This window comes from Deinococcus marmoris (assembly GCF_001949125.1).
Taxonomy (GTDB): domain Bacteria; phylum Deinococcota; class Deinococci; order Deinococcales; family Deinococcaceae; genus Deinococcus; species Deinococcus marmoris_A.
This window is the reverse complement of record NZ_MSTI01000057.1, coordinates 18,688-45,578: the sequence shown is the minus strand read 5'-3', so window position 1 is coordinate 45,578 and position 26,891 is coordinate 18,688. Positions and strand designations below refer to the sequence as shown.

Below are 26,891 nucleotides of genomic sequence, written 5' to 3'. Positions count from 1 at the left end.
AACAGCGCCGATCCCTCCACTCCACGCCCGGAACCCGTTTGTCTCCTGCTCGCTCCGCTCGGATTTTCAGGTGTTTTCAACACCTTCTAATCGGAGTCCATCTTAATTGGTGGGCAGGGTCACGGCCAGATTCTTGATGCTGCCGGGAAAGGTGGTCTTGACGTTGGCCGCGCCGCTGGTCAGGTTGACGGTGTACAGCGTGACCGTGTTGCCGACATTCACCGTGGCGTAGGCCTCGGTGCCTCCGGCAATGTCGAAACCGGTGGCTCCGGCCACGGCGTCGAAGCCCAGCTTGCCGACGGTGTTCAGCTCGCTGAATGCTGCGGGGCCGCTGTGCATCACAAGCTGGTCCGTGTCGGCATCCATGCTGTACAGGACGGTACCGCCGACGGGTGCCACGCCGTTGGCTACCGAGTTGGTATAGGCCGCCGCTACCAGATTGGGGTTCTTGCCCACGTTGGCGTCGCCGGCGACATAAGCCAGCTTGCCGTCAGCCGTCGTGACGCCGGTCATGGGCGTCAGGCGGAAGTTGTCGTCGGTGGTGTTGAACACGCGCAGGCGGAAGGCCGCCGGGTTGAAGTCGATGGCGGCGGGGGTGCCGACGGTGCTGGGAGTGTCCAGGGTCAGTGCGCCAGTCGCCGTGTTGACGCGGTACAGCGCGCCGGTGTTGGACATGGTGTACAGCGCGCCGTCCTTGTTCCAGAAATCCAGGTCCACCAGCGTCTGACCTGCGCCCAGGCCGGTCAGGGCCAGGGTCTTATAGCTCATGGCGGGGTTGTCCAGCCCGAAGGAGGCCAGCCTGCCGCCAGCGTCCAGGCCATATGCGGTGCGGCCCAGGGGCGCGTCCGAACCGGCGGGTCCGGTAGGTCCGGTGGGGCCAGACGGGCCAGCGGGTCCTGCCGGGCCAGCAGGACCCGCCGGGCCGACCGGTCCCTGACTACACGCGCTGAGCAGAAGGGCGGAAACGGCGGCCAGAGCAATCATTTTCTTCATGGTGAATCCTCCAAAAGGGATAGAAAAAGTCCCACATGATCTGGACGAACATGTGGCACAACGTCGGGACGGGGGCTTCAGACAGGCATAAGCAGGATCTGGCCAGGTGGATCACTCCCCAGTCTTGGCTCAATCTTTAGGCCCGCCTCATCAAAGGTTGGTGGTTTGGTCAACCGGCTTCTTTTGGCCCCTTCAAGCCACTTTTCCCCTCGCGCATCTGCAAGACGGCGGCCACGTCCCCTGGCGAGACCCCCACCTCGGCCATCGCAAACAGCGTGTGGAACAGCAGATCGGCCACCTCGGTCGCCAGTTCGGCGCGGTCATTGTTCTTGGCGGCCAGCAGCACCTCGCCGCTTTCCTCGCTGATCTTCTTCAGGACCCGGTCCAGACCCCCGGCGTGCAGGCGGGCCACGTAACTGCCCTCCGGCAGCGTGGCGAGGCGTTCGGTGATGGTGGCGTACACGCGTTCCAGCGTGCCGTCCAGGCCAGACGCCGGAGTGGCTTCTTCCAGCAGCGGCGTGTAAAAGCAGGAGTATTCCCCGGTGTGGCAGGCGGCCCCGGTCTGCTCCACGCGGTACAGCACGCTGTCGCCGTCGCAATCCACGGAGACGCCCACAATGCGCTGGGTATGCCCGCTGGTTTTCCCCTTGATCCACTGTTCGCCGCGTGAACGGCTGTAATAGGTGGCCTCGCGGGTGGTCAGGGTCCGTTTCAGCGCGGCCCGGTCCGCATAGGCCTGCATCAGCACCGCGCCGGTGCGCGCGTCCTGGGTGACCACCGGGATCAGGCCGTCCGCGCCGAATTTCAGGGCCGAGAGGTCCGGCAGTGGTGCCCCGCTCATCGGGTGCCGCCTTGCAGCGCGGCTTCCTGAAGGGCCGTGTCCTGCCACTCGGGCCGCACCGCCACATCCCGTCCATGCAGATACGCCTTGACCTGCGGCACGGTCAGTTCCCCGAAGTGAAAGACGCTGGCGGCCAGCGCGGCGTCGGCCTGCCCGGCAGTCAGCACGTCATAGAAGTCGGAAAGTTGTCCTGCCCCGCCAGAAGCGATTACGGGCAGGTCCACGGCGCGGGCGATGGTGCGGGTGGCCTCCAGATCGAAGCCCGCCCGCGTGCCGTCGGCGTCCATGATGTTCAGGCAGATCTCCCCCGCGCCCAGCGTCTGCCCGCGCACAGCCCATTCCAGCAGGTCCAGCCCGGTATCCACCCGTCCGCCCGCGCGGAACACGTTCCAGCCGCTGCCGTCCGGGCGGCGCTTGGCGTCGATGGACAGCATCACGCACTGCGCGCCGTGGTGGTCACTGGCCTCACGGATCAGTTCGGGGCGCGACAGTGCGCCGCTATTCACACTGATCTTGTCGGCCCCGGCCATCAGCAGTTGCCGGAAGTCCGAGAGCGCGTTCACGCCGCCGCCCACGGTCAGCGGCATCATGACCTGCTCGGCCACGCGCGCGGCCACGTCCAGCATCAGGCCCCGGCCCTCGTGCGTGGCGGTGATGTCGTAAAAGACCAGTTCATCGGCCTGCTGCGCCTCGTACGCCTGCGCCAGCACCAGTGGATCGCCCGCATCGCGGTGGTCCTCGAAAAAACGGACGTTCTTGACCACCCGGCCATTTTGCACGTCCAGACAGGGAATGATGCGCTTGGTCAACATGCCCAGGAGTTTACGCGAGGGCCGGGTGCGGGATGGTGCGGGCGTTGATCGGAGCAGGGCTATTTCATTTCGATGCCGCAGCCCAGGCCCTCGCTGAAGGGCGTCTGTGTCTGTTCTGGAGTCCGGGATCAACCTCCTCCTGTACTGCCTGCAAAACACATCTTTTGGCGCAAAGATGAGAGTCGATCTCTTTACTAAAAAACCCAGATTGTGTCCTTCTGCACACAGTATTTGTCTACTGCGCACTATCTCACAATGCCACCCAATCTTTAAGTTCTCTTCATTCTCTATGCTAAGCTCGGGTCATCTGGTGGCTTCCCCAGGCCAAGCCAGTCACCTCTGATCGACCTCTTTTTGAATAGGGCGGTCTTCCGGCCATGCCTGACTGGAGAATGCCGTGATCACCCACCGAATCCTGCTCGTAGACGACAACCCCAATGATCTGGAACTGGCCCTGTCCGCCATTGGCGGTGAGAAGGTGGGCGAGTCCCACCCCGAGGTCGTGGTGGCCGGGGGCGGTCAGGAAGCGCTGAAGCTGCTGCGCTGCGCGGTCAAGTGCGGGCGGCCCCTGCCGGACCTGATCCTGCTGGACCTCAAGATGCCGCAGATGGACGGTCTGGCGGTGCTGGACGCCGTGCGCGCCGATGGAGACCTGCGCGATATCCCGGTGGTGATGCTGACCACCAGCGGCGAGGACCGCGATATCCGCGACGCCTACGCGCACGGCGCGAGCGCCTACGTGATCAAGCCGCTGGATTTCGCCCAGTTCAGCGAGGCCATGCACACCATCCAGGCGTTCTGGACCAACCTGAACCGGCATCCGCGCCTGTACTGACGCGCTGACGGATTTGCTGGAATGGGAGGCGTGGACGGTGTTCCGCGCCTCTTCTTCTGCTTTCCGCCTTGAACCCGCCTTCATCCCCGCCTCTCCGGTCTGGGCCACGCTTTACCCTGAAGCTATGCGTGTGTATATCGGCTGCGGTGGCTACAGCAACGACGACTGGACGGCCCCTGGCCTGATCTACGAGGGCGTGAAAAAAGACGGCTATCTGGACGCCTACGCCCGGCACTTTGACGCCGTGGAACTCAACAGTTCCTTCTATGCCATTCCCGGCCTGAAAGCCTTTGAGGGCATGGCCCGCAAATCCGGCGGGCGCACGCGCTTTGCCGTCAAGCTGAACAAGGCATTCACGCATGACCGTGCCCCCACTGACGCCGACTATGACCGCATGCTGCAAAGCCCCGAACCGCTACGCGACGCCGGGCTGATGGGGCCGTATCTGGCGCAGTTTCCGTACTCGTTTCACCGCACCGCCGACAACCGCAAGTACCTGCTGGCGCTGTCTGAACGCTTTGCCGGACACGAACTGGCCGTGGAGTTGCGCCACGGCAGTTGGGACAGGCCCGAGGTCCGCGAGGGCATGGGCGAGTTTGGCCTGATCTGGGTCAGCCCGGATTACCCCCCGGTGGGCGGCATGCCCGAACCGCAGGTGCATGTCACCGGGGACGTGGGCTACCTGCGCCTGCACGGGCGCAACGAGGGAAGCTGGTGGGAGGGCAAGAGCGCTGCCGAACGCCACGACTACCTGTACAACCGCGCCGAGATGGACGAGTGGGCCGAGAAAATCGCGCTGGTGGCCGAGGACTTATCGGAAATCTATATCTTTTTTGAGAATACGACTAAAGGCCACGCCCTCAAGAACATCCCCATGCTGCGCGAGGCCCTGAATGCGCGCGGCGTGCCCGTGCAGACGCCGGATGCGGGGGATGACGGGCGGTTGCTGTAAAAAAATCCCCATCCCCCGCCCCTGGCACGGCATCCGCCTGCTGTGTTGAGGGGTTGGGGGTGGGGAGTGGCGTTCCCTAACCTGCCCGCAAAAGCCGCCGCTTCTCAATAATGCCCGGCGCGTGTTCGGCGGCCAGTCGCACCAGAATGCCCATCTTGTGGGGGTTGGCTTCCAGGTCAATCCGCAGCCCCAGATCGGCGGCGGCCTCGCTGCACGCCGGGCCGATGCTGACAATCACCAGACGGTTCAGCGCCTCGCGGGCGTGGGCCAGCAGCCCCAGCCCCTCGGCGTATTTCAGGAAGTGCAGGGCCTGGGTGCCGCTGGACAGCAGCAGCACGTCCGGGCCGCCCAGCACGCAGTCGCGCACCGCCCGGTCCAGCGGGCCAGTGTCCAGTGGAAAGGCGCAGCGGTACACCGGCAGGCTGGTCACGCGCAGGCCTGCAAAAGACAGTTCGCGCAGCATCGGGGCGGGCATGGCCTCGCCGTATTCCAGCAGAACCGCGTGCTGTCCGGCCTCCAGCGTGGTCAGCAGGTGGGCCTGAACCTCATGCCAGGTGTGGGGTTTGGCGACATTCACGCCCACCAGACCGAATTCCTTGAGCGCCTGCATGGGCTTGTTGCCGCGTGCCACTAGTTGAATACCGCGCAGGGTGTCCAGATGGCGCGGGTCACGGGCGGCCAGCTCGCGCAGGAACATTCGGGTGCCCACGCCGGTCATGCAGGCCAGCGCGTGGATGTCCCCGGCGGCCAAAGCACGCTCAAAGGCGTCCAGCGCGCGGGTCAGGTCCAGCTTCTGCTCGCGCATGCTGGGGGCCACCACGGGCACGCCGCCGTATTTGCCGATCAACGTCGCCATTTCCTCGGCGCGGCGCGATTCCAGACTCAGCACCTTCAGTCCACCAAACCAATCCATACCTCACCTCCCTCAACCCGCGCAGGGTAGGTGGGCAAGGTCATGTCCGCGTGGTCCAGCGCCTGCCCTGTCTCCAGATCAAAGGCGTGTTTCAGCAAGGGCGAGGCCACCTTGGGCCGTTCCTCTGCCTCTCCGCTGCGGTAACTGCCGGTCAGCCCGCGCGAGATCACGTCCGCCCCGGTGAAGGGATCGCGGTTGCCCAGGGCGTAGACCTGCCCAGCCACATGAAACACGGCGATCTGCCGCCCGTCCACCAGCGCGCAGACGCCCAGGCCCGGCAGAATGTCCGCCAGTCCGCAAATGCGCTGCCAGGAGGGAAGGGGAGGGGTGGAATGGGTGTTGAGGTTGAGGGTCATGGGGAACTCCTTTGGAGTGGTCTAAGCGTTAAAAAGGCTGAAGGGGCTGGGGGTCTGAAGGCTGTTCGCTAGTCGTCCCCGCCCGCCATCGGCAGCGGCGTCAGACCCTGCGTCATCTCATGGGCGAACGCCGGGCGCAACTGGCCGCGTTCCTCCACCCATTGCAACCCGGTGTCGCGGGTGTCGGCATTCACGAAAGTGCGGAAACGGGCAGGGGTGGCGGGATCGGCCAGGGCGGCGGCCCACTCGTCCTCGTAGCTGAGGGCGTGCTGATCCATTGCGGCGTCCAGATCGGCGCACAGGCCCAGCGAGTCGTCCATGATCACCCCGCGCAGATACTCCAGCCCGCCCTCCAGCCCTTCCAGCCACGCGCTGGTGCGCTGGAGGCGGTCTGCCGTGCGGATATAGAACATCAGGTAACGGTCCACCGTGCGGGTCAGCGTTGGCTCGTCCAGTCCCTCGGCCAGCAGCAGGGCGTGTTTGGGGGTCACGCCGCCGTTGCCGCCCACGTACAGGTTCCAGCCCGCCTCGGTGGCGATGATGCCGAAGTCCTTGCTGCGGGCCTCGGCACATTCACGGGTGCAGCCGGACACGCCACTTTTCAGCTTGTGCGGGCTGCGAAGGCCCCGGTAGCGCAGTTCCAGCCGGATCGCCAGCGTGGTGCTGTCCTGCACGCCGTAACGGCACCACGCCGAACCCACGCAGCTCTTGATGGTCCGCAGGCTCTTGCCGTAGGCGTGACCGCTCTCGAAGCCCGCCGCGATCAGTTCGGCCCAGATGGCGGGCAAGTCGTCGCGCTGTGCGCCCAGCAGATCGATGCGCTGCCCGCCCGTGATCTTGCAGTACAGGCTGTATCTGCGCGCCACCTCGCCAATGGCGATCAGGCCGTCCGCCGTGATTTCGCCGCCCGGCACGCGCGGCATCACCGAATACGTGCCGTTCTTCTGGATATTCGCCAGGAAGGCGTCGTTGGTGTCCTGAAGCGGCGCGTGCTGCGGCTTCAGCACGTATTCGCCGTGCAGGCTGGAGAGGATGCTGCCCACGGCGGGCTTGCAGACCTCGCACCCCAGGCCCGTGCCGTGCGCGGAAAGCACCTCATCCCAGGCGCGGTATCCCCTGACCCGGATCAGGTCAAACAGCTCCTGGCGCGAGTACGCGAAGTGTTCGCAGAGGTGGTTGCTGACGGTCTCGCCCAGCCGCCGCAGTTCGCTTTGCAGCAGGCCGTGCAGGCTGGGCACGCAGCCGCCGCAGCCTGTCCCGGCCCCGGTGCAACTTTTCAGCGCCTTGATATCGCGCGCCCCATCCCCAATCGCGGCGCATACGGCGTCGGCGCGCACGTTCTCGCACGAGCAGATCAGGGCGTTGGTGGGGGCGGGCAGAGCAGCTCCACCCGGCAGCGGCGGCACGATCAGCGTTTCGGGCGGCACGGTCAGCGGCGTGCCAGACAGCGCCAGATCAAGCAGATCGTTGTAACGCGCGGTGTCGCCTACCAGCAGGCCGCCCAGCACGCGCAGGCCATCGGCAGACAGCACCAGTTTGCTGTAGGTGCCGCGCACGTTGTCGCTCAGGGACACGGTGCGGCAGCCCTCGGTGATGCCCCTGGCGTCCCCAAAGGAACCCACCTCCACCCCCAGCAGCTTGAGTTTGGTGGACAGGTCCGCGCCCGTGAACGTCGCCGGACCATCGCACAGATTCAGACCGTGCAGGCCCAGACCGTGCAAGATATTCGCCGCCGCCACCTTCGCCATGCCGTAGCCGGGGGCCACCAGACCGTAGATGCGCCCGTCGTGCAGCGCGCATTCGCCCACCGCGTACACGTCCGGCGCGCTGGTCCGGCAAGTGTCGTCAATGACGATGCCGCCGCGTTCGCCCAGCGCCAGCCCGCAGGCCCGCGCCAGCTCGTCGCGCGGACGGATGCCCGCCGAGAAGACCACCAGATCGGCCTCCAGCGTACTGCCATCGGCAAAAGCCAGACCCGAAACGCGCCCGGAATCGCTCAGCGTCACTTCAGAGGTGGATTTGCCGACATGCACGCCAATTCCCATGTCCTCAATGGTGCGGCGCAGCGTCTGGCCGCCCTCCGGGTCCAGTTGGGCGGGCATCAGTTGCGGGGCAAATTCCACGACATGCGTGGTCAGCCCCAGCTTTTGCAGTGCGCCCGCCGCTTCCAGCCCCAGCAAGCCGCCGCCGATCACCACGCCACTTTTCACACCCCGAGCCGCATCCCGAATCTGCTCCAGATCGTCCAGCGTGCGGTACACGAAACAGCCGGGCGCATCCTTGCCGGGAATGGGCGGCACGAAGGGAAAGCTGCCGGTGGCGAACACCAGGGCGTCGTAAGTGATGGTCTGATCGTTGACCTGAACCGTCTTCTGCGCGGTGTCCACCACCTCGGCTTTGCCGTAAACCACTTGCACGCCGCTCTCCCCATAGCCCTCGGCAGTCGCCAGCGCCAGATCGGGGGCCGGGTCATCAAAGTGGCTGGACAGGTGAACGCGGTCATAGGCCAGCCGCGATTCCTCGCAAATAACGGTGATTTGAAGGCCAGCGCCGTTCGCCTGGCTCTGCATTTGCTCTACCAGGCGGTGGCCCACCATGCCGTTGCCGATCACGACGATCCGGGGCGGGTGTGCTGGGGCGGACGAAATTACAGGTTGGTTCTGTGGCTGTGGCATAGCAAGGCTCCTGAAGCGTCCTCCACGGTTGGAGGCGGGGGAGTCGGGCTGGCGTGGGACCAGACCTGCTCCCTATTGGGACCGATTCTAGGCAGTTTGTCAAGAGACTTTTGAGCAGAATGCAGAGTTTCTAGATATCTTGTGCTAAATGATCCAGCTTTTTATCCGTTTGATCAAATTTGATCTTGACAGATTGCAAGCTCTCCCGCAGGCTCAACCGCATGACTGCGCCCTCCCTTCCGTCACCCGGCCCGCGCGTCGTCCGCACCACCTGTCCGTATTGCGCGGTGCAGTGCAACTTTGATGTTCATGTGGAAAACGGGCTGGCCGTGAAGCTGATGCCCACGAAGGAATGCCCGGTGGCGCGCGGCACGGTCTGCAAGAAGGGGCTGGCAGCGCTGAACGATCTACGTCATCCCGAACGCCTGACCGATCCGTTGCTGCGGAAGAACGGTCAACTGGTCCCGGTGTCCTGGGCCGAGGCGCTGGCCTACGTGCGTGACGCGCTGACGCCTTTGCTGGACAGCAATCCGGCGGCGGTGGGCGTGTACGGCAGCGGCAGCCTGACCAACGAGAAGACGTATCTGCTGGGCAAATTCGCGCGGCTGGCCCTGAAGACGCCCAACATCGACTACAACGGGCGCTACTGCATGGCCTCGGCCAGCGCGGCGCTGAACCGCACGGTGGGCTATGACCGGGGACTGGGCTTTCCGCTGGGCGAGATGGCGGGCAGTGACCTGATCCTGCTGGTGGGCGCGAACATCGCAGAAACCCTGCCGCCGATCATGCAGTACCTGAAGGCCGCCAAGGACCGGGGCGGCGCGGTGTACAGCATCGATCCGCGCGCCACCGTCACCGCAAAAGTCGCCGGGCACCATCTGGCGGTGCGCCCCGGCAGTGACGGCGTGCTGGCGCTGGGCCTGATCCACCTGATGAAACGCTGGGGCAAGATTCGCCCCACCGCCCCTGCCCACGGGCTGGCCGAGGTGCTGGCGCAGGCCACTGCGTACCCGTCGCAGCGCGTGGCCGCCGAATGTGGCATTCCTGAAAGCGAACTGCTGCTGCTGGCCAAGCGCTACGCAGAGGCCACCAAACCCCTGATCCTGACCGGACGCGGCGCAGAGCAGCACGCCCACGGCACCGACACCGTGCAGGCGTGGCTGAACTTGTCGTATCTGACCGGGCACTTCGGCAAACCCGGCGGCGGCTACGGCACCCTGACCGGCCAGGGCAACGGCCAGGGCGGGCGCGAACACGGGCAGAAGAACGATCAGCTCCCCGGCGCGCGTTCCCTGCGCGATCCGCGCCACCGCGCCGAGATGGCCGCCCTGTGGGGCTGTGCGCCGGATGATCTGCCCCAGCCGGGCCTGAGCGCCCAGAACCTGCTGAACGCCTGCGGCCAGGACGGCGGTATTGAAGCCCTGATCGTACTGGGCAGCAATCCAGTGGTCAGCGCGGCGGGGGCGGGGCAGATCACGGAGAACCTGAAAGCCCTCAAACACCTGATCGTCATTGACTTCCTGCCCAGCGAGACGGCCAAACTTGCCACGCTGGTCCTGCCCGGCGGCATGTGGTGCGAGGAGGAAGGCACCACCACCAACCTGGAAGGCCGGGTGCAGCGCCGCCGCAAGGCCATCACCGCCCCCGGCGCGGCCCGCGAGGACTGGCGCATTCTGTGCGATCTGGCGGCAGCGGTGGGACGCCCGCAGGGCTTTGAATACGCCAGTTTCCGCGAGTTGCAAGATGAGTTCTTCCGCGCCACACGCGGCGGCAAGGCCGATTACAGCGGTCTCAGCGCCGAAAGGCTGGACCGTGCCAGCGTCCAGTGGCCGGTGCGCCACGCAGACGGCCCCGACACGCCCCACGCCTACGCGCCCACCTATCCCACCGCCGACGGCTGGGCCACCCTGCACGTTCCCGAACTGCCCGCCCCGGCCCCGGCCCGCCAACTGACCCTGACCACTGGGCGGCTGGGCCACCACTACCAGAGCGGCACCCAGACCCGCCGCAATACCGCCCTGCTCTCTAAGAACGGGGCTGATCACGGCGTCCAGGTCCACCCTGAAACGGCCCGCGACTACGGCCTGCGCGTGGGCGAGGAGGTCATCCTCCGCACGGCGCACGGGCAGGTCACGCTGCCATTGACCCTCAACCCCGGTCTGCGCCCCGACACGGTTTTTCTGCCCTTCCACTGGCCCGGAGCGGCCAATCTGCTGACCGATCCCCACACCCTGGACCCCCATTCGCAGATGCCCGCGTTCAAGGCGACGGCGGTGACCCTGCTCCCGGCCCACGCGGCGGTATTCCCGTCGGCGCGTAGTGGCCTGGAGGTGGTTCTGGGGTGAGTTTGAAGATTTGACGGCGCTCTATTGGAGATTTCGTGGTTCTGGGATGCCATGCCCGTTTAACCCCTCTGCTTCGCAGCTCTGCGAGTCCGTCCCTACGGGGCACCTCCCCTTAGAAGGGAGGCAAGAGTCTCGGAATTGCCCAGCCAGCAGCGCACTCCTGGCTCCCTTTTGAGGGGAGCTGGCCGCCAAGAGGACTGAGGGGTTTCTTTTCGCCCCCCACACGCCCCCACTCCCCCAGAGGTTCGCCCATGACCCACACCGCTCCCGTTTCCAGCAGTTCCACGCCCGCCCTGTCCGCCGACGCCCGCAAAGTCGTGGCCTGGAGTACCGCCGGGTTCACGCTGATGTTTGCCGTGTGGCTGATGTTCGCCATCCTGGGCCTGCCGATTCGTAAGGAACTGGGCCTGAGCGACGCGCAATTTGCGCTGCTGACCGCCATTCCGGTGCTGACCGGCTCGCTGCTGCGCCTGCCTGCGGGCATCTGGGCAGACCGTTACGGTGGCAAGAAGGTCTTTATCGCCAACACGTTGCTGACCGCCGCGTTCTCCCTCGCGCTGGCCTTCGTGAAGACAGACGGCGCGGGCAGCTACAACCTGCTGCTGGTGCTGGCACTGGGCGTGGGGCTGGCCGGGGTCAGCTTCGCGGTGGGCAATGCCTGGATCGCGCAGTGGGTGCCCGCCGCGCGTCAGGGGCTGGCGCTGGGCACCTTCGGGGCCGGGAACGCGGGCGCGAGCATCACCAAGCTGCTGGCCCCCGCGTTGATCGGCGTGGTGCCGCTGGGCCTGCTGATTCCGGGCGGCTGGCAGTTCGTGCCCTTCGTGTTCTCGCTGGCGCTGCTGGTCTGTGCTGCGCTGACTGCCGCCCTGACTCCCGCCGATGTTGCCACACCCGGTATCCGCACGCTGGCCGACTGGCTGCGTCCGCTGGCCCAGGCACAGGTCTGGCGCTTCGGGCTGTACTACGTGGTGTTCTTCGGCGCGTATGTGGCCCTCAGCCTGTTTCTGCCCAAATATTATGTGGATCACTACGGCGTCCCACTCGCGGAGGCCGGACTCCTGACCGCGCTGTTCATCTTCCCGGCCAGCCTGCTGCGGCCCGTCGGCGGCCACCTGAGTGACCGCTTCGGCCCGCGCGGCGTTACCGTGACGGCGTTTGCCGTGATGCTGCTGGGCCTGCTGTTCTTAACCCGAGAACTGCCCCTGACCGCCTTTTTGCTGCTGACCACCGTGGTGGGCCTGGGCATGGGCATCGGCAAGGCCAGCACCTACACGCTGGTGGCGCAGTGGCACCCTGGCCAGATGGGCACGGTGGGCGGCCTGGTGGGCCTGCTGGGCGGACTGGGCGGCTTTTTCCTGCCGTTGATCTTCGCGGCCCTGAAGCCCACGCTGGGCGCACAGGCTGCATTTATCGTCCTGCTGGCCCTGACTGGTCTGACCACCGCCGTCTTTATCGGCAGCATGATGCGCCTGCGGGCGCTGGGGCGGCAGCCGAATTTCGCCTGACCGTCTAAAAATCGAGGGGTCTGTGGGGGCACGAACAGCCCACCGGACCCTTTTTCGATTGCTGATCAAGAGGCTGCGATGGCCTGCTGTAGAACACATCGAATGAACTGATGGCAGGTCCTCTGGTGGCGTTCGCCTGTCCACTGCTCCAACTGCTCTAAACTTGCAGCAATGAGCGCAGCAACGAGCAGTGAGCGGGTCCGCGTGGGTCCAGAAGCCGAGATGCCCGAGGGCCACCAGACCGCCGTGGAGATGGACGGCATCAGCGTACTGGTGGTGAATTACGAGGGCGTATTCTATGCCCTGCGCAACAACTGCACCCACCAGGATTACCCGTTGCTGGGCGGCGAGGTTCAGATGGGCCGGATCACCTGCCAGAAGCACGGTGCAAAATTTGAGCTGGCGACAGGCAAGGCCAAATCGCTACCTGCTGTAAAGCCCGTCAGGCTGTTCAGAACTGAAGTCGAGGACGGCGTGGTGTACGTCTCGCCTCTCTAGGAACTGCCAGCATAAAAGGCCGCCGGATCAGCTCCGTGCGGCCTCTTCAAATGAAGTTACGGTTCAGCGCGTGTTGCCGCTGATCTCGTCTTCCAGCTCCTCGGATTGGCCGGGCAGCAGATCGCCAGGCTGCTCGCGGACGTGCGGCACGGTCTTCTCGCTGGGGGGCGTGTAGCCGGGGTTCTGATCGGCGCGGCCCACCACGGGGCCACGGTCCAGCACCGCTGCCGGATTGATGCCCAGACCCCCGGTGGGGATCACCTCGCCCAGTGCGTCACCGCCCAGGCCCGCCACCGTCTGCGCCCCGGCGAACTCGGGTGCTTCCGGGTCATGTTCCATCGCTTCCACGTCCCGCGTGGCCAGGTGGTCATATTTGCCGGTGATCTCATGCGCGGACTCCATCTCTGGCGGCGCATTCTCGCCGTGGTCCGCGCTGCCCACCCGGTCATCTCCGGGCGTGGTGGTATACACAACCGTGTGGTGGTCCTTGGGGTCCGGCGTGCTAAAGCCTGTCACTGCGCCCGTTTGCCCGTCGGTTTCGGGGCCGATCACGTTGGGGTTCGGTGCGTCTGTTCTGCGCTCGTCACTCATGTCTCAGTGTGTGCCGTGGCAGGCTGAGGCGGATACGGCCCGCCTTCCCGGTTTCTTGAGGGTTTATGAACGCGCCGGAGGACCCGCCAGCAGAATCAGCACCTCGCCGTGGCCTTCCTCCTGCGCCAGATCGGCGGCGCTGAGGCCCTCCTCGTTCACGGCCCCGGTTCCCGCCCCGTGCGAGAGCAACAGCCTGACCAGCTCCGCGTTGCCGTTCTGTGCCGCGCCCATCAGTGGGGTAAATCCCCCGTTCTGCACGGCGTTTACATCTGCCCCGGCCTCCAGCAGCTTCAGAGTGAGGCTGGCGTGGTTTCCCGTCACTGCCGAATGCAGCGGTTGAACCCGCATGGCGTTCTGGCTGACCGCGTTCGCGTCTGCCCCAAGCGAAAGCAGCAGCGCCGTCACCGTCTCCTGACCGAAGAAAGCAGACAGGCCCAGCGGGGAAAAGCCGTCTGGACTGACCGCGTTGAGGAGTGCGGAATCGGCGTCCAGCATCTCCCGAACGCGCTCTGTTTCCCCGATGGCCGCCGCCTCGAAGATGTCCAGCGCCGCGCCTTCCTGCACCAGCACGCGGGCCATCTCGGGGTGGCGGTAATAGGCGGCGAACAGCACCGGGGATACGCCCATCGGGCTGAGCGCCGTCAGCAGGGCGCGGTCCCGCCCCACCAGCTCGCGCACGGCCCCGGCATCATTGGCGCGGATCGCCAGGAACAGTTCTTTCTCGGCCTCTGTGGTCATGGGACCAGGGTACGCGGCAGGGGGTGCTTCTCCTGCTCCGCCGTGTTATGCGTGCCTGAAAGAGCGGTGGGCAGAGTGAAGCTCCCGTCCGCCTGCGGCAAAAAGTCCAGAACCTGAAGCACTGCCGCAGCATTGATGGAGCCGTAAACGTGCGGGAAGAACAGCCCGCTGTTTTCAAACTCCTCGTCCTGAACCGGGGCGGTCAGGCGCTGACGGTCCATCACCAGCAGCACCAGATCGGGTTGTCCGGCAAAGTACGCGTTGGCCACCATCAGAAGCTGCCCTTCGGTGGGCAACGAGCAGTGGATGTAGCCGTCGGTGGTCAGACTGGGATGCTGGTATTCCCCCGCCCGCTGTGCGGCCTGCCAGTCGGTGCGGGTGGTGATATGGACGATGGTGTTCATACGGACCCCCGCTCTCAGTCCCGCGCCCGGACCACCACGGCGATGCCCATGCCGCCGCCGATGCACAGGCTGGCCACCCCGGTTTCCTTGCCGGTGCGCCGTAAAGCGTGAATCAGCGTGACCAGCACCCTCGCCCCGCTCGCGCCGATGGGGTGGCCCAGTGCGATTGCGCCCCCAGTGATGTTCACTTTCGCCGGGTCCGCTCCCAGATCGCGCAGCACGGCCAGCGACTGCGCGGCGAACGCCTCGTTCAGCTCCAGCAGATCCACGTCCGCCAGGGTCAGCCCGGCCCGCTCCAGCGCGATGGGGACGGCTCTGGCTGGGCCGATGCCCATGACTTTGGGATCGACACCAATCGCCGCGTACCCGCTGATCTCGGCCAGAATGCTCAGGCCATTGGCTTTTGCGTAGTCCTCGGTGGTCACTGCCAGCATGGCCGCGCCGTCGTTCAGACCGCTGGCATTGCCCGCCGTCACGGTGCCGTCTTTTTTGAAGGCTGGGCGCAACTTTGCCAGAGCTTCAGCAGAGGTGGTGCGCGGATACTCGTCGGTGTCGAATATCGTCGGCCCCTTCTTGCCCGGCACTTCCACGGCCACCAGTTCGTCGGCAAAATGCCCACCCGCCAGCGCGGCGGCGGCGCGGTTCTGGCTTTCCAGCGCGAAGGCGTCCTGCTCGTCGCGCGTGATGCCCCACTGGGCAGCAATGTTCTCCGCCGTGATGCCCATGTGGTAATCGTTGAACACATCGGTCAGCCCCTCACTGAGAATGCTGTCCAGCGCCGTCGCGTGGCCCAGGCGGTAGCCCTCGCGGGCGCGCGGCAACAGGTACGGGGCGCGGCTCATGGACTCGGTGCCGCCTGCCAGATACAGCCTGCCGTCCCCCGACTTCAACCCCTGCGCGGCACTGATGACCGCCTGGAGACCGCTGCCGCACACGCGGTTAACCGTCAATCCCGGCACATGGTCCGCCAGTCTCGCGCCCAGCGCCACCTGACGCGCCACGTTCATTCCGTTGCCCGCCTGAAGCACGTTACCCACGATCACGTCGGCAATATCGCCGCCAGGCAGCCCTTCGGCCACCGCCCGCGCCGCCACCACGCCCAGTTCAGCGGCGGATACGTTCTTCAGTCCGCCCATAAAACTGCCAATCGGCGTGCGCCGCGCCGCCACGATCACGATTTTTGCGCTGTTCTGAGCTGCGTTTTGAGTCATGGCACGAGTGTAGCGGGCGGCTCTACTCTGACTCTATGAACTCCGGCTCTGTGAACGTCAGCTCTGCGCCCCGTCCCACGCCCCAGCCCCGCGCGGCCTACCCATACCACCACCCGATCCAGACCCGCTGGGCCGACAACGACGTGTACGGCCATGTCAACAATGTGACCTATTACGCCTACTTTGATACGGCGGTCAATGCCTACCTGTCCGCTCAGGGCGCGCTGGACATCCGTGGGGGAGAGGTGATCGGTCTGGTGGTGGAAACAGGCTGCGCCTTCTTCGCGCCCGTCGCCTTTCCCGAAGCCTTGAGCGTGGGTGTGCGTGTGGCAAAGCTGGGCCGCAGCAGCGTGCGCTACGAGCTGGCGGTGTTTCAGGAGGGGGCAGAGGAAGCTGCCGCACAGGGCCATTTCGTGCATGTCTACGTGGACCGGGCCTCGCGGCGTCCGGTGGATCTGCCCCCGGTTCTGCGGGTGGCGCTGGAATCCCTGAAGATCGGCTGATACTGAATTCGATTGAAAGGTGTTGGAAACACCTGGAAATCCGAACGGAGTGAGCATGAGCAAAACGGGTTCCGGGCGTGGAGTGCAGGAATCGGCGCTGTCCCGATTTCTGCGCGAAACAGACGGAATCCGTATGAGACTGGGCTGATTCTTCTGTGTGAAGACCAGATCAAGATTGCCCGTTATACTGCTCCCATCTTCAACCGGAAAAAACGTCGTGTGCCATAAGGTTCACGGGCGTTCACAGGAGGGTATTCATGGGAATTGACCGCCGTAAGTTCTTGAAAGGAGCCGCCGCCACCGCTGCGGCCAGCACCGTCTTCTCGCCCCACAGCTTTGCCCAGACCGGCAACGTGCGCTGGAAATGCGCCACGAGCTGGCCCAAGAGCCTGGACGTGCTGTTCGGCGGCGCGCAGATGATCGCGGACCGCGTGAGCGCCATGACCGACGGCAAGTTCACCATCCGGGCCTACGAGGCGGGCGAACTGGTCCCCGGCTTGCAGGTGCTGGACGCCGTGCAGCAGGGCACCGTGGAGTGCGGCCACAGCGCCGGGTACTACTACGTGGGCAAGAACCCCACCCTGGGTTTTGCCACTGGCGTTCCCTTCGGCCTGACCGCCTCCGAGCAGAACGCCTGGATTTACAGCGCGGGCGGCCTGGAGCTGATGCGCGCCGTCTATGACGACTTCGGGATCATCCAGTTTCCAGCGGGCAACACCACCGCGCAGATGGGCGGCTGGTTCAAGAAGGAAGTCAAGACAGCGGCGGACTTCAAGGGCCTCAAGATGCGGATTCCCGGCATCGGCGGGCAGGTCATGGCCAAGCTGGGCGTGAACGTGCAGGTGCTGCCCGGCGGCGAGATCTATCTGGCGCTGGACCGTGGCGCGATTGACGCCGCCGAGTGGGTCGGGCCATACGACGACGAGAAGCTGGGGCTGCAAAAAGCCGCCAAGTTCTACTACGCCCCCGGCTGGTGGGAACCCAGCGCGGCCTTTGATCTGATGGTGGGCAAGAAGGCCTACGCCGCGCTGCCCAAGGCGTACAAGGAAATCCTGGCGAGTGCCTGTGCCGAGGCCAACCTGGCCGTCGCCGCCGACTACGACGCCAAGAACCAGGCTGCGCTGCAACGCCTCAAGAAGGGCGGCACCCTGATCCGCCGTTACTCCAGCGACATCCTCAAGGCGGGCAACAAGGCCACCCAGGAACTGCACGCCGAGAACTCGGCCAAGAATGCCGATTACAAGAAGGTGTACACGCCCTGGAACGCCTTCCGCCGCGATGTGCGCGCCTGGCATCAGGTCAATGACCGCCCCATGATTGACTTCACCAGCTAAAGCCCCTCAACAGAACAGAGGCCCGCACTGAATTTGTGCGGGCCTCTGTTCTATAGCAATCTGGAAGCGAGGCAATCTGGGAAAGAGGTGGAGCCTTTTGTGCGCTCCACCTCTGCCATTTTTTCACGGCCCCGCTGCCCGCAGTCCTGTCAGGCCGGGGAAGGCCACGCACAGCACCAGTACGAAAATCTGGATGAAGATGAACGGCACCACCCCCCGGTAAATGTCGGTGGTGGCCAGATATTTGCCCGCGATACCGCGCAGGTAGAACAGCGAGAACCCAAACGGCGGCGTCAGGAAACTGGTCTGGAGGTTGATCCCCAGCAGGATGCCGTACCAGATCATGTCCACGCCCAGATCACGGGCAACGGGCGCGAAGATCGGCAGCAGGATAAAGGCGATTTCAAAGAAATCCAGAAAGAAGCCCAGGATGAAGATGGCCAGATTGGTCACGATCAGGAAGCCCAGCACCCCGCCTGGCAGGTTGGCCAGGATATTCTGCATGTACAGATCGCCGTCCAGCGCCCGGAACACCAGCGAGAACGACGTGGAGCCGATCAGGATGAAGATGACGAAGGTGGTCAGGCGGGCGGTGGAGAGGGTCACTTCCCACAACGCCGCGCGCGTCATCTTGCGGTTGGCGAGGGCCAGCAGCACCGCGCCCAGCGCCCCGACGGCCCCGGCTTCGGTGGCGGTGGCGAGACCGAAGAAGATGGACCCCAGCACCGCGAAGATCAGCAGCAGCGGCGGAATCATGGCCCGCAACACCTGAAGGGCCATCGCGGCGGGCTTGATGTTCAGTTCGGCGGCAGGCATGGCCGGGGCCAGCTTGGGATTCATGGCCGAGCGCACGATCACGTACACGATGTACAGCGCCGCCAGCATCAGCCCCGGCACGAGCGATCCCAGAAATAGATCGCCCACCGATACGCCCAGTTCGCTGCCCAGCACCACCAGCACCACGCTGGGCGGAATCACCTGTCCCAGCGTGCCCGACGCCGCGATCACGCCGCTGGCGAGGCCCTTGTCGTAGCCGTAGCGCAGCATGATCGGCAGGCTGATCAGGCCCATCGTGACCACCGTGGCGGCCACCACACCCGTCGTGGCGGCCAGCAGCAGGCCCACCAGCACCACGGCCACCGCGATGCCGCCGCGCAGCCGCCCGAACAGCAGGCCCGCCGTCCGCAGCAGGTCCTCGGCCAGCCCGCTCTTGCCCAGGATGCCGCCCATGAACACGAAATACGGGATCGCCAGCAGCGTGAAATTGCTCATGGTGCCGAAAATGCGGTCTGGAATGGCACGTAGCAGCAGGGCGTCAAAGTGCCCGGTACTCAGCCCGATCAGGCCAAAAATAATGGCGGTTCCAGCCAGCGAGAAGGCCACAGGGAAACCGCTGAAAATGAGAATGAACGCCCCGAAAAACATCCACAGGCCGATGGCGTCCACTATTTCTTCCTCTGGTTGTTCTTCATCTGTTCTTCTGCCTCGTCGGGGATGCCCACCAGCAGGCCGTCCAGTCCGGCGCGGTCCAACTGCACGTCGGCGGCCAGGGCAGCCACCTCGTCCAACTCGTCCTGGGTGCGGTATTCGTAGTGGCCAGTCAGCGCGCCTGCCGCCTTAATGGCCTCGCTGATGCCCTGAATAAACAGAAACACGAAGCCGATGGGCAGCAACAGCTTGATCGGCCAGCGCAGCAGCCCACCCGGATCGGAGCTGGTTTCCTGAATGCCGTAACTGAGCTGGAACCACGGAATCGCCACCCACAGCACGATCACGCAGAACGGCAGCAGAAACAGCAGCGTGCCCAGCAGGTTGATCAGCGCCCGGCGTTTGGGGGCCAGCCGCCCGTACAGCACGTCCACCCGCACATGCTCGTCCAGGCTCAGCACGTACGCGCCGCCCAGCAGAAAGATCACGCTGAACAGGTACCACTGGAGTTCCAGCAGGGAATTGCTGGAAAACGCGGTGCCCAGATACCGGTCCGCAAAACGCCCGAACACGTTGAAGAGGCCGACGCCGATCATCAGCAGCGTCACTCCGCCGATCAGGATGCCCAGCCAGGATGAAAAACGGTCTATTGCGCGTGCAAGTCCCAGCAGTGCTGGCATCCCTACCTCTCTTTGAACGGTCTGCCTTGCGACTCGTGCCAGAACCGCTCCTTTAGAATTTGTTTACCTGCGGAGTATACGTGTCCTGGTCGGCAGAGAGATCAGTCTCTTCCGCGCCCCGCCCGCCAGACCAGCCACATCAGCAGCGGCTGGAGCGGCAATCTGCCCCAGGCCACCCACGCTGGCACGCCAAATTTCTGCGGCTCCTGCGCCATGTAGATGTTGGCGGGGAAGACCGCCAGCAGCAGCGCCAGCAGGCCCAGGCGGGCGGCAGGCCGGGTGGCGGGGTGCAGCAGACCCAGCCCGCCTGCCAACTCTGCCGCGCCGCTGATCAGCGTGGCCGTGCGCGCCGACATGGGCAGGCCCGGCGGTACGATCCGATCAAAGAATTGCGGCGCGACGAAATGCGTGATACCTGCGGCGGTGAACACGGCGGCCAGCACAATGACGCTGAGGGTAGGGCGGGCGGTTTCGGACATGGCCCACTGTAGCGGCGCAGGCATGACAAGGGGCCAGGAAGTCTCGCCTCCTGGCCCCGCTCTTTTTGCTGTGTTCTCTTTCTGCTGTGTTCAGCCCTGCTTGGTGGCTGGCACCGAACGCGCTTCCTCCACGTCCTTCTTTTCCTTCAGGCTGTCGTGTTCGGTGTTGCGGCCCGCAGTCGCCTCGCGGTCATTGTTGCCCTTGAAAGAGGGCTTGTGGCCGTCTTCAATTTCCTTGACCTCGTCCTTGCTGCGCTCGTACTGCTCGGGCAGGCTGGTGTGGCCGCTGTTCTTGTCGTCTTTGTCTGGCATGGAGCAAGGCTGACAGCTCATTGGCCTACTGGGGAGAGAGAAGTCTCAAGCCGCGTTCAGAGATGAAGACGGGACTAAGCAGACTCAGGCGGGCGAGACGTAGACATAAATCTGCGGATGACGGCCATCGGCCCCGGTCCAGGGTGCGGGCAGGGTGGCCACCCGCACCCAGCCCTCGCTGTCGTACAAGGCAATGGGGGCAGGGGCGTCGGCCTGAACATCCAGAATGGCCCGCCGATTCAGCCGCCGCGCCTCTCCCCAGGCGGCGCGGAAGAGTTGACGTGCCAGCCCCTGTCCCTGAGATTCCGGTGCGACGAGCAGCCGTGAGAGGAAGGCGACTTTCCGCGCTGGCAATCCGGTGGCCGCGATCCATTCCGGCACCGGCTCCGGCGCGGCCCGCAGGACCACCTGACCCACGGGCACGCCCCTGACCTCGGCCACCCAGGCCCCCAGCGTCAGTGGCGGCGCAAGGAAGGCGGCGGGATCGGCAGGCCACACCGAGGGGTAGGCGTCGGCGCGGTGTGTTCCGCGCAGGGCTTCTGCCAGCGCGGGGAAGTCGGCATCGGTGCGCGGGCGAATGTCCACGGCGCTCAAAGTTTGGGCAGCGTCACGCCCCGCTGGCCCTGGTACTTGCCCTTGCGGTCCCCGTAAGTCACTTCGGGGCGTTCGCCTTCAAAGAAGAGAAGCTGAACACAGCCCTCGAAGGCGTACATCTTGGCGGGCAGCGGCGTGGTGTTGGAGAATTCGAGAGTGACGTGTCCCTCCCAGCCGGGTTCCAGAGGAGTTACGTTTGCGACCAATCCGCAACGTGCATACGTCGATTTTCCCAGCGCCACCACCATCACGTTATCGGGAATTTTCAGGTATTCCAGGCTGCGGGCCAGCGCAAACGAGTTCGGCGGAATGATGATCTCGCTGGCCGTGATGTCCACGAAACTGCGCTCGTCGAAGTGCTTAGGATCGACGATGGCGCTGTTGACGTTGGTAAAGATCTTCCACTCGTTGGCGCAGCGCAGGTCATAGCCGAAGCTGCTGAGGCCGTAGCTGATCACCTGCTGGTTCTCGGCGGTGCGGACCAAGCGGTCCTCGAAGGGGTCGATCATGCCCGCGAGGGCCAGTTCGCGGATACGCCAGTCGGGCAGAATACTCACGCCCGCCATGCTACGGCAAACGGCCCCGGCTCAGGCTTTCGACAGGGCGTCCGCCGTATGCGCGACATGCTTGCCGCCCTCCACCTCGATGATGTAACGGGGATCGTCCTGAGTGGCACGGTACTGAAAGCCGCTGACCTCGCCGTCCTCGTGGGCCACGCGGACCACCCTGCCACTGGCCTCGCCGCTGTGGCTGCTCCATTTCACCTGATCGCCCTTGTTGAAGGTCATGCTGCCAGCGTGGCATCCGTCAGACGCGCCGCCCGTTGCCGTCCCTACAGTGTGGAGGCCGGGTGAAGGCCGTCCAGCCGTGCAGACGGCAGTTGACCCCCCGTGCCCGCCACCGTTATACTCTTGACCGCCGCACTGCAAAGGCGGAACAACTCTAGGGATATGGTGTAATGGCAGCACAACAGATTTTGGATCTGTTTGTTCAGGTTCGAATCCTGGTATCCCTGCCACAGTAAAGAAGAGAACAGCAAAGAGAGGCAGCCCCCGCGTCACCGGGAGGCTGCTTTTTCATTTGTTCCGTGGCGGGCACGCCTCATGAAACTGAACGTCAGCTTCCTCACCTTCAGTCAGCCTGCGTTCACCGGGCGTCAGATGCGGGGGCGTAGCGTGGGGACACAAGCAGAGACGCACCGCGAACGCGCCCAGGGAACTCTGTGGGCGTGACGGATGACGGCTGCTTATCCCCGGAGGCTCCAACATGACTGCATTCTCCAAAACAGCATCCTTCAAGAAGCCCGCTCTGCTGCTCGCCGTTTCCGCCGCCCTGCTGGGACTGGCCGCGCCCGCTTTCGCCGCGCCGAAGATCAGCGCTCAGAGCATCATCGTCAATCCGGTGGCCACCAACCTCAGCGCCCGCGTGTGGGTGGACCGTGACCGCAGCGGCACGCAGAATCCCAGCTACCGCATCGGCGAACACATCACGCTGTACACCAGCGTCAACGAGAACGCCTACGTCTACCTGTTCAACGTCAACCCGGACGGCAGCACCGATCAGATTCTGCCCAACCGCATCAGCTCCAGCAACTATGTGCGCGCCGGGCAGACCCGCGCCTTTCCCGCCAGCGGCGATCAGTTCACCTTCGATGTGGCTGGTCCTTACGGCCTGAACCGGGTGCTGGTCATCGCCAGCCGCCGCGCCCTGAACCTGAATGAACTGAGCAGCTATCAGAACGGTGGCAACTTCGCCGTGGTCAAGCCCAAAACCAGCCAGGGTCTGGCGCAGGCGCTGAGCATCGTGGTGGACCCGGTGCCCAGCCCCGTGACGCAGCCCGTGGCCCAGACCGACTGGATCAGCGATACGGCGTATTACACGGTGGGCTACTGATCGTCTGAAGGTTCAACCCTCTGACCGCAGAAGATTTTCGAGTCTTCTGTGGTCAGAGGGTCCGATTTTTAAACGCCTGTGACGTTCAAACTAAAAGCGGACTGGAACACGAGGCCACGGCCTCTTTTTTCAGTTTGAAAGCGGATTTTTTTCAGTTTGAAAGCGGACTTCATCACCCGTTTTCATTTCAAACCCGGACTGGGCTCAAACAGAAAATGACAAGATTTGCAGGTTTACTCGGCCGCACTCATCTCCTGACTTTCCAAACAGTCCAGGCTCAAACTGCAAATCAGTCAAAAGTGGACTTAAGTCCACTTTTGACTTGAACATCACAACGCCTCGTGATGACCCCTCAGTGCAGGGGAACGTGGCCGGGGAAACCGATCACCCAGTCCAGCAGATCGCCCACCATCGCGCTGGCGGTGATCATGCCGCCCGCGCCGCCCCCGGCAAAGATCAGCATTCCGCATTCCTCACCCTCGTACACCAGCGCGTTGCGGCCAGCGCCAGCGGTACACAGCGGATGGCTCTCGGGCAGGCGCTGGGGCGCGACCGTGGCCTTCCATTGCCCGGTCTGTCCTGCGCCGCCCTGACGCTCCAGCTCGGCCACCAGCTTGATGCGCTCGCCTGCCGCGCGGGCGTCCTGAATGTCTTTCTGGGTGATGTTCTCGATGCCCTGCACCTCCACGGCGCTGTACGGGAAATTGCCGTCGGCGCAGAAGCGGGCCAGGACCGCCAGCTTGTGCGCGGTGTCGAAGCCGCCGACATCCAGCGTGGGCGGGGTCTCGGCGTAGCCCAGCGCCTGCGCTCCGGCCAGCGCGTCGGCGTAGTCTCTACCCTCTTCCATCTGGTTCAGGATGTACAGGCACGTTCCGTTCAGCACGGCTTGCAGGCGGGTGAAGGTGCTGGCACGCAGGACGGTACTCATCGGGCCGATCACCGGGGTTCCGGCCATCACGCTGGCCTCGTAATACAGAGATCCGGCCAAGGCGTACTCGCGCAGCACGTCCCAGCGTTCGGCCAGCAGCGCCTTGTTGGCAGTAATGACCGGGCGGCCCGAGCGCAGGTACGGCAGCAGCATTTCCAGCGGGCGGTCCACCCCGCCCATCGCCTCGATGACCACCCCGCACTCCTGCAAAAAGCCCGGATCGGTGGTCACGCGCGTTCCTGGCGGCACGTCGCGCACCTTGTTCACGTCGCGCACCAGCACGCCCGAAATCTCGATCTTCACGCCCAGATCGCTAAACACGCTTTCCCGGCGTTCGATCAGGTTCAGCACGTCCTGGCCGACAGTGCCGCTGCCCAGAACGCCCACGGTAACAGTTCTCATGCTTCCAACCTTAACGCGGGGCGTGCGGGCGGGGCCGGGCCGGGTTAGGTGTGGGGCCGGGCATGGGAAGAACGCAGCCCTGTGACCTCGCTCCAAGTCGTCTAGCCGGGGGAACGCTAGACTGCGCCGCATGTTACCTGTGTCTAAATTCTGTCTGTTGTTGGATTGTCCAACGGCTGAAAGTCCGCCGCGCCCCTGTGCGCCGCGTGCTGCGTCTGTCTTATGAGACGGATTCCGTCTATTTCGTGCAGAAATCGGGACAGCGCCGATTCCCGCACTACATGCCCGGAACCCGTTTTTCTCCCACTCACTTCGTTCGGATTTCCAGGTGTCTCCAACACCTTTCAATCGGAGTCGGTATGAGTTCGCGTCTGCGAGAACTCCAGTCTGAATTTGGGCTGGTGGAGCGTCGCCTGGGTGATCCGGCGGCCCTGGCCAATGGCCGCGAATACGGCAAGCTGACCCGCCGTCACCGCGAACTCCTCCCACTCGTCACCCTGCTGCGCGAGCGAGACGGCCTGGAAACCGATCTGGCCGGAGCGCGTGAACTCCTTGCTGACCCCGACATGAAAGAGCTGGCGACAGGCGAGGTCAAGACCATCAACGCCCGCCTCGCAGAAATCGAGTCCGAGCTGGAAGTCCTGCTGCTGCCCACCGATCCCGATGACGCCAAAGATGTGATTCTGGAACTGCGCGCGGGCGCGGGCGGCGCGGAGGCCGGGCTGTTCGTCACCGATCTGCTGCGGATGTACACCCGTTACGCCGAGGGACTCAACCTCAAAGTCAATGTTATGGACGCCAACGAGAGCGATCTGGGCGGGGCCAGCAAGGTGGTGGCGGAAGTGACGGGCGACTCCGCCTTCCGCGCCTTCAAGTGGGAACGGGGTGTTCACCGTGTCCAGCGCGTGCCTGCCACCGAGTCGGCGGGCCGCATCCACACCAGTACCGTAACGGTGGCCGTGCTGCCGGAAGTCGAGCAGGACGAGATTCATCTGGACCTCTCGGAAGTTCGCATCGACGTGTACCGTTCGCAGGGTGCGGGTGGGCAGAGCGTGAACACCACCGACAGCGCTGTGCGCGCCGTGTACCGCGCCGGAACCCCGGACGAGATCATGGTGATCTGTCAGGACGGGCGTTCGCAGATCAAGAACCGTGAGAAGGCGCTGGTGGTCCTGGCCTCGCGTCTGGCCGAACGCGAACGCGCCGCGCGTGACGAGCTGGAGCGCACCGAGCGCGCCTCGCAGGTGGGCAGCGGGGACCGCAGCGAGAAGATCCGCACCTACAACTACCCCCAGAACCGTGTCACCGATCACCGGCTGGAGGGCGAAGATAAGAACCACCCGCTGGACAGCGTGATCAACGGCGCGCTCGTGCCCGTGGTGGCGGGACTGGCCCGCGCCGAGAAGGAACGGCAGTTGATGGAGATGGCAGATCAGGACGGGACCGATCAGGACGAGGGCACGGGCCGGGGCGGGCAGTATGGCGCGGCGTGACCTGCTGGTGGCGGCAGGCATCCTGCGGGACCGGTTCGGGCGGGTGTTGCTGGTCGGCAACGACTGGCAGGGCCACGGGCGCGTGCGCCACACCCTGCCCGGCGGCGTCGTGGAGAACGGCGAAACGCTGCCCGAGGCCCTGTACCGCGAAATCTTGGAGGAAACCGGGCTGCGCCTGACCGGCATCCTGCACATGGCCTACACCGTGCATATCGAGGACGAGCGCCGGGGCGAACGCGCCATCGCCGTGGCGTTCGAGGCCACCTGGGAAGGTCTGCTGAATCCCGCCGATCCCGACGGCTTCATCGTCGAGGCCCGCTTCTGCACCACCGAGGAGGCGCTGGAAAAGCTGGAATCCCCGCCCATGCGCGAACCCCTCAGCGACTTCCTGAAAACCGGGGAGCCGGGCCGCTTTTACGCTTTCAAGGGCTGGGACGGACGCGGCGGCCTGCGGATTCCCGCCCTGAAGCCTCGCCCGTGAACCATAACTTGCCCGTGGACACAGAGAAGTTCGTCACCTCCTGGAGCGGCGGCAAGGACAGCGCCCTGGCGTTTCACCGCGCCAAACGGGGCGGGGGCGTTCCCCTCGCCGTCATCAACATGCTGGACGAGGCGGGGCAGCGTTCGCGCTCGCATGGCCTGCGCCCGGAAGTCCTGGCGGCGCAGGCTTCGGCGCTGGGTGTGCCACTCAGAACGGCGCACGCCTCCTGGGCCACCTACGAAAGCGAGTTCACGGCGCTGCTGGCTGGTGCGGTGGTGGACGGCGCAACCGCTGCCGTCTTCGGTGATATCGATCTGGCCGCCCACCGCGAATGGGAGGAAAAGGTCTGTGAGTCAGCGGGCCTGCGGGTCAGTTTGCCCCTGTGGCTCGAACCGCGCCGCACGCTGGTGGACGAACTGCTGGGCCTGGGCTTCTGCGCCCTGATCGTTGCCGTCAAGGAAGACGCCCTGCCCGCACGGTTGCTGGGCAGGGCGCTGAACGCCGAACTGGTGGCCGAGATCGAGGGTCTGGGGGCCGATGCCTGCGGCGAGAACGGCGAGTATCACACCGTTCTGGTGGACGGCCCGGATTTCGCGCGGCCTATCAACCTCATTCCCGGCCCAGCGGGCGTGCATTACACGGGCGAGGGAATGCTGCGGGTGGCGACGCTGGATCTGGTGCTGGGACAGGGCTAA

General features: G+C 64.9%; 29 protein-coding genes and 1 tRNA gene. 12 read left to right on the top strand and 18 right to left on the bottom strand.

Going from position 1 to position 26,891, the window contains the following annotated elements:
- Positions 1-102 precede the first annotated feature (102 nt).
- From BOO71_RS08160 to hisF, 3 genes are all read right to left on the bottom strand, one after another.
- Positions 103-993: a DUF4394 domain-containing protein gene (locus BOO71_RS08160; RefSeq protein WP_075831452.1), complete on the bottom strand. Its 891-nt coding sequence runs from the start codon at positions 991-993 to the stop codon at positions 103-105.
- Between the two features lie 169 nt (positions 994-1,162).
- Positions 1,163-1,834, bottom strand: coding sequence for a bifunctional phosphoribosyl-AMP cyclohydrolase/phosphoribosyl-ATP diphosphatase HisIE (gene hisIE / locus BOO71_RS08155; RefSeq protein ID WP_075831451.1), 672 nt, complete (start codon positions 1,832-1,834; stop codon positions 1,163-1,165).
- Positions 1,831-2,646, bottom strand: a complete 816-nt coding sequence (gene hisF / locus BOO71_RS08150; protein WP_075831450.1) for an imidazole glycerol phosphate synthase subunit HisF — start codon at positions 2,644-2,646, stop codon at positions 1,831-1,833. The genes hisIE and hisF overlap by 4 nt, the downstream gene beginning before the upstream one ends.
- A gap of 397 nt (positions 2,647-3,043) precedes the next feature.
- Here hisF and BOO71_RS08145 point away from each other — a divergent pair, with 397 nt between their 5' ends.
- Positions 3,044-3,481: a response regulator gene (locus tag BOO71_RS08145; RefSeq protein WP_075831449.1), complete on the top strand. Its 438-nt coding sequence runs from the start codon at positions 3,044-3,046 to the stop codon at positions 3,479-3,481.
- A gap of 124 nt (positions 3,482-3,605) precedes the next feature.
- Positions 3,606-4,433, top strand: a complete 828-nt coding sequence (locus tag BOO71_RS08140) for a DUF72 domain-containing protein (protein ID WP_075831448.1) — start codon at positions 3,606-3,608, stop codon at positions 4,431-4,433.
- Positions 4,434-4,509: 76 nt separating this feature from the next.
- Here the strand turns inward: BOO71_RS08140 and BOO71_RS08135 are convergent, their stop codons facing one another.
- The 3 genes from BOO71_RS08135 to nirB form a co-directional block, all read right to left on the bottom strand.
- Positions 4,510-5,346, bottom strand: a complete 837-nt coding sequence (locus tag BOO71_RS08135; RefSeq protein WP_075831447.1) for a uroporphyrinogen-III synthase — start codon at positions 5,344-5,346, stop codon at positions 4,510-4,512.
- Positions 5,325-5,702, bottom strand: coding sequence for a nitrite reductase small subunit NirD (gene nirD, locus BOO71_RS08130; protein ID WP_075831446.1), 378 nt, complete (start codon positions 5,700-5,702; stop codon positions 5,325-5,327). Before nirD ends, BOO71_RS08135 begins: the two co-directional genes overlap by 22 nt.
- A 68-nt stretch (positions 5,703-5,770) precedes the next feature.
- The gene (nirB, locus tag BOO71_RS08125) at positions 5,771-8,377 is read right to left on the bottom strand and encodes a nitrite reductase large subunit NirB (RefSeq protein WP_075831445.1); all 2,607 of its coding nucleotides are present in this window, start codon (positions 8,375-8,377) and stop codon (positions 5,771-5,773) included.
- 221 nt (positions 8,378-8,598) lie between these two features.
- Here nirB and BOO71_RS08120 point away from each other — a divergent pair, with 221 nt between their 5' ends.
- From BOO71_RS08120 to BOO71_RS08110, 3 genes are all read left to right on the top strand, one after another.
- Positions 8,599-10,722 carry a molybdopterin oxidoreductase family protein gene (locus BOO71_RS08120; RefSeq protein ID WP_075831444.1) on the top strand — a complete coding sequence of 708 codons (2,124 nt, stop codon included), beginning with the start codon at positions 8,599-8,601 and terminating at the stop codon, positions 10,720-10,722.
- Between the two features lie 251 nt (positions 10,723-10,973).
- Complete coding sequence (locus BOO71_RS08115) at positions 10,974-12,227, top strand: MFS transporter (protein ID WP_075831443.1); 1,254 nt, start codon at positions 10,974-10,976, stop codon at positions 12,225-12,227.
- A 171-nt stretch (positions 12,228-12,398) separates the two neighbouring features.
- Positions 12,399-12,725 (top strand): non-heme iron oxygenase ferredoxin subunit, encoded by a 327-nt coding sequence (locus BOO71_RS08110; protein WP_075831442.1) that lies wholly within the window; start codon positions 12,399-12,401, stop codon positions 12,723-12,725.
- Between the two features lie 63 nt (positions 12,726-12,788).
- On the opposite strand, the gene BOO71_RS08105 is transcribed toward BOO71_RS08110, so the two are convergent.
- The 4 genes from BOO71_RS08105 to BOO71_RS08090 all read right to left on the bottom strand — a co-directional run bounded on the left by BOO71_RS08105 (position 12,789) and on the right by BOO71_RS08090 (position 15,669).
- Positions 12,789-13,316, bottom strand: coding sequence for a hypothetical protein (locus tag BOO71_RS08105; RefSeq protein WP_075831441.1), 528 nt, complete (start codon positions 13,314-13,316; stop codon positions 12,789-12,791).
- A 63-nt stretch (positions 13,317-13,379) separates the two neighbouring features.
- Positions 13,380-14,054, bottom strand: a complete 675-nt coding sequence (locus tag BOO71_RS08100; protein WP_075831440.1) for an ankyrin repeat domain-containing protein — start codon at positions 14,052-14,054, stop codon at positions 13,380-13,382.
- A complete protein-coding gene (locus tag BOO71_RS08095; protein ID WP_075831439.1) occupies positions 14,051-14,458 on the bottom strand; it encodes a DUF952 domain-containing protein in 408 nt (135 codons plus the stop codon). Before BOO71_RS08095 ends, BOO71_RS08100 begins: the two co-directional genes overlap by 4 nt.
- Before the next feature lie 14 nt (positions 14,459-14,472).
- A complete protein-coding gene (locus BOO71_RS08090) occupies positions 14,473-15,669 on the bottom strand; it encodes an acetyl-CoA C-acetyltransferase (protein ID WP_075831438.1) in 1,197 nt (398 codons plus the stop codon).
- A gap of 35 nt (positions 15,670-15,704) precedes the next feature.
- Between BOO71_RS08090 and BOO71_RS08085 the strand changes: the two genes are divergently transcribed.
- Positions 15,705-16,172: an acyl-CoA thioesterase gene (locus BOO71_RS08085; protein ID WP_075831437.1), complete on the top strand. Its 468-nt coding sequence runs from the start codon at positions 15,705-15,707 to the stop codon at positions 16,170-16,172.
- A gap of 257 nt (positions 16,173-16,429) precedes the next feature.
- Positions 16,430-17,506 carry a TRAP transporter substrate-binding protein gene (locus BOO71_RS08080; RefSeq protein ID WP_175607397.1) on the top strand — a complete coding sequence of 359 codons (1,077 nt, stop codon included), beginning with the start codon at positions 16,430-16,432 and terminating at the stop codon, positions 17,504-17,506.
- Positions 17,507-17,629: 123 nt separating this feature from the next.
- Here the strand turns inward: BOO71_RS08080 and BOO71_RS08075 are convergent, their stop codons facing one another.
- The 7 genes from BOO71_RS08075 to BOO71_RS08045 all read right to left on the bottom strand — a co-directional run bounded on the left by BOO71_RS08075 (position 17,630) and on the right by BOO71_RS08045 (position 21,787).
- Positions 17,630-18,952, bottom strand: a complete 1,323-nt coding sequence (locus BOO71_RS08075; protein WP_217694865.1) for a TRAP transporter large permease — start codon at positions 18,950-18,952, stop codon at positions 17,630-17,632.
- The gene (locus BOO71_RS08070) at positions 18,952-19,614 is read right to left on the bottom strand and encodes a TRAP transporter small permease subunit (protein ID WP_075831435.1); all 663 of its coding nucleotides are present in this window, start codon (positions 19,612-19,614) and stop codon (positions 18,952-18,954) included. The genes BOO71_RS08075 and BOO71_RS08070 overlap by 1 nt, the downstream gene beginning before the upstream one ends.
- Before the next feature lie 101 nt (positions 19,615-19,715).
- Entirely contained in the window at positions 19,716-20,045 is a 330-nt protein-coding gene (locus BOO71_RS08065) for a DoxX family protein (RefSeq protein ID WP_439823020.1), read from the bottom strand.
- Between the two features lie 138 nt (positions 20,046-20,183).
- Positions 20,184-20,405 (bottom strand): hypothetical protein, encoded by a 222-nt coding sequence (locus tag BOO71_RS08060; protein ID WP_075831434.1) that lies wholly within the window; start codon positions 20,403-20,405, stop codon positions 20,184-20,186.
- Between the two features lie 84 nt (positions 20,406-20,489).
- Positions 20,490-20,990 carry a GNAT family N-acetyltransferase gene (locus BOO71_RS08055; protein ID WP_254843084.1) on the bottom strand — a complete coding sequence of 167 codons (501 nt, stop codon included), beginning with the start codon at positions 20,988-20,990 and terminating at the stop codon, positions 20,490-20,492.
- A 5-nt stretch (positions 20,991-20,995) separates the two neighbouring features.
- On the bottom strand, positions 20,996-21,556 hold the full coding sequence (gene dcd, locus BOO71_RS08050) for a dCTP deaminase (protein ID WP_075831496.1): 561 nt from the start codon (positions 21,554-21,556) through the stop codon (positions 20,996-20,998).
- Between the two features lie 30 nt (positions 21,557-21,586).
- Positions 21,587-21,787: a DUF2945 domain-containing protein gene (locus BOO71_RS08045; protein WP_075831432.1), complete on the bottom strand. Its 201-nt coding sequence runs from the start codon at positions 21,785-21,787 to the stop codon at positions 21,587-21,589.
- A 156-nt stretch (positions 21,788-21,943) separates the two neighbouring features.
- On the opposite strand from BOO71_RS08045, the gene BOO71_RS08040 reads away from it, so the two are divergent.
- Positions 21,944-22,017, top strand: a tRNA-Gln gene (locus BOO71_RS08040).
- A gap of 248 nt (positions 22,018-22,265) precedes the next feature.
- Complete coding sequence (locus BOO71_RS08035) at positions 22,266-22,892, top strand: DUF4384 domain-containing protein (RefSeq protein WP_075831431.1); 627 nt, start codon at positions 22,266-22,268, stop codon at positions 22,890-22,892.
- 352 nt (positions 22,893-23,244) lie between these two features.
- Here BOO71_RS08035 and BOO71_RS08030 read toward each other — a convergent pair whose 3' ends face one another.
- Positions 23,245-24,222 carry a homoserine dehydrogenase gene (locus BOO71_RS08030; RefSeq protein WP_075831430.1) on the bottom strand — a complete coding sequence of 326 codons (978 nt, stop codon included), beginning with the start codon at positions 24,220-24,222 and terminating at the stop codon, positions 23,245-23,247.
- Between the two features lie 359 nt (positions 24,223-24,581).
- On the opposite strand from BOO71_RS08030, the gene prfA reads away from it, so the two are divergent.
- The 3 genes from prfA to BOO71_RS08015 are packed head-to-tail and all read left to right on the top strand — an operon-like array spanning position 24,582 to position 26,891.
- Positions 24,582-25,715 (top strand): peptide chain release factor 1, encoded by a 1,134-nt coding sequence (prfA, locus tag BOO71_RS08025; RefSeq protein ID WP_075831429.1) that lies wholly within the window; start codon positions 24,582-24,584, stop codon positions 25,713-25,715.
- Positions 25,702-26,196, top strand: coding sequence for an NUDIX hydrolase (locus tag BOO71_RS08020; RefSeq protein WP_075831428.1), 495 nt, complete (start codon positions 25,702-25,704; stop codon positions 26,194-26,196). Before prfA ends, BOO71_RS08020 begins: the two co-directional genes overlap by 14 nt.
- Positions 26,193-26,891 carry an adenine nucleotide alpha hydrolase gene (locus BOO71_RS08015; protein ID WP_217694864.1) on the top strand — a complete coding sequence of 233 codons (699 nt, stop codon included), beginning with the start codon at positions 26,193-26,195 and terminating at the stop codon, positions 26,889-26,891. The genes BOO71_RS08020 and BOO71_RS08015 overlap by 4 nt, the downstream gene beginning before the upstream one ends.

Bases quoted from the DNA above. Each gene is read 5' to 3' on its own strand.
- BOO71_RS08160 (WP_075831452.1), bottom strand. From the start codon at position 993: ATGAAGAAAATGATTGCTCTGGCCGCCGTTTCCGCCCTTCTGCTCAGC.
- hisIE (WP_075831451.1), bottom strand. From the start codon at position 1,834: ATGAGCGGGGCACCACTGCCGGACCTCTCGGCCCTGAAATTCGGCGCG.
- hisF (WP_075831450.1), bottom strand. From the start codon at position 2,646: ATGTTGACCAAGCGCATCATTCCCTGTCTGGACGTGCAAAATGGCCGG.
- BOO71_RS08140 (WP_075831448.1), top strand. From the start codon at position 3,606: ATGCGTGTGTATATCGGCTGCGGTGGCTACAGCAACGACGACTGGACG.
- BOO71_RS08135 (WP_075831447.1), bottom strand. From the start codon at position 5,346: ATGGATTGGTTTGGTGGACTGAAGGTGCTGAGTCTGGAATCGCGCCGC.
- nirD (WP_075831446.1), bottom strand. From the start codon at position 5,702: ATGACCCTCAACCTCAACACCCATTCCACCCCTCCCCTTCCCTCCTGG.
- nirB (WP_075831445.1), bottom strand. From the start codon at position 8,377: ATGCCACAGCCACAGAACCAACCTGTAATTTCGTCCGCCCCAGCACAC.
- BOO71_RS08120 (WP_075831444.1), top strand. From the start codon at position 8,599: ATGACTGCGCCCTCCCTTCCGTCACCCGGCCCGCGCGTCGTCCGCACC.
- BOO71_RS08115 (WP_075831443.1), top strand. From the start codon at position 10,974: ATGACCCACACCGCTCCCGTTTCCAGCAGTTCCACGCCCGCCCTGTCC.
- BOO71_RS08110 (WP_075831442.1), top strand. From the start codon at position 12,399: ATGAGCGCAGCAACGAGCAGTGAGCGGGTCCGCGTGGGTCCAGAAGCC.
- BOO71_RS08105 (WP_075831441.1), bottom strand. From the start codon at position 13,316: ATGAGTGACGAGCGCAGAACAGACGCACCGAACCCCAACGTGATCGGC.
- BOO71_RS08100 (WP_075831440.1), bottom strand. From the start codon at position 14,054: ATGACCACAGAGGCCGAGAAAGAACTGTTCCTGGCGATCCGCGCCAAT.
- BOO71_RS08095 (WP_075831439.1), bottom strand. From the start codon at position 14,458: ATGAACACCATCGTCCATATCACCACCCGCACCGACTGGCAGGCCGCA.
- BOO71_RS08090 (WP_075831438.1), bottom strand. From the start codon at position 15,669: ATGACTCAAAACGCAGCTCAGAACAGCGCAAAAATCGTGATCGTGGCG.
- BOO71_RS08085 (WP_075831437.1), top strand. From the start codon at position 15,705: ATGAACTCCGGCTCTGTGAACGTCAGCTCTGCGCCCCGTCCCACGCCC.
- BOO71_RS08080 (WP_175607397.1), top strand. From the start codon at position 16,430: ATGGGAATTGACCGCCGTAAGTTCTTGAAAGGAGCCGCCGCCACCGCT.
- BOO71_RS08070 (WP_075831435.1), bottom strand. From the start codon at position 19,614: ATGCCAGCACTGCTGGGACTTGCACGCGCAATAGACCGTTTTTCATCC.
- BOO71_RS08060 (WP_075831434.1), bottom strand. From the start codon at position 20,405: ATGCCAGACAAAGACGACAAGAACAGCGGCCACACCAGCCTGCCCGAG.
- BOO71_RS08045 (WP_075831432.1), bottom strand. From the start codon at position 21,787: ATGACCTTCAACAAGGGCGATCAGGTGAAATGGAGCAGCCACAGCGGC.
- BOO71_RS08035 (WP_075831431.1), top strand. From the start codon at position 22,266: ATGACTGCATTCTCCAAAACAGCATCCTTCAAGAAGCCCGCTCTGCTG.
- BOO71_RS08030 (WP_075831430.1), bottom strand. From the start codon at position 24,222: ATGAGAACTGTTACCGTGGGCGTTCTGGGCAGCGGCACTGTCGGCCAG.
- prfA (WP_075831429.1), top strand. From the start codon at position 24,582: ATGAGTTCGCGTCTGCGAGAACTCCAGTCTGAATTTGGGCTGGTGGAG.
- BOO71_RS08020 (WP_075831428.1), top strand. From the start codon at position 25,702: ATGGCGCGGCGTGACCTGCTGGTGGCGGCAGGCATCCTGCGGGACCGG.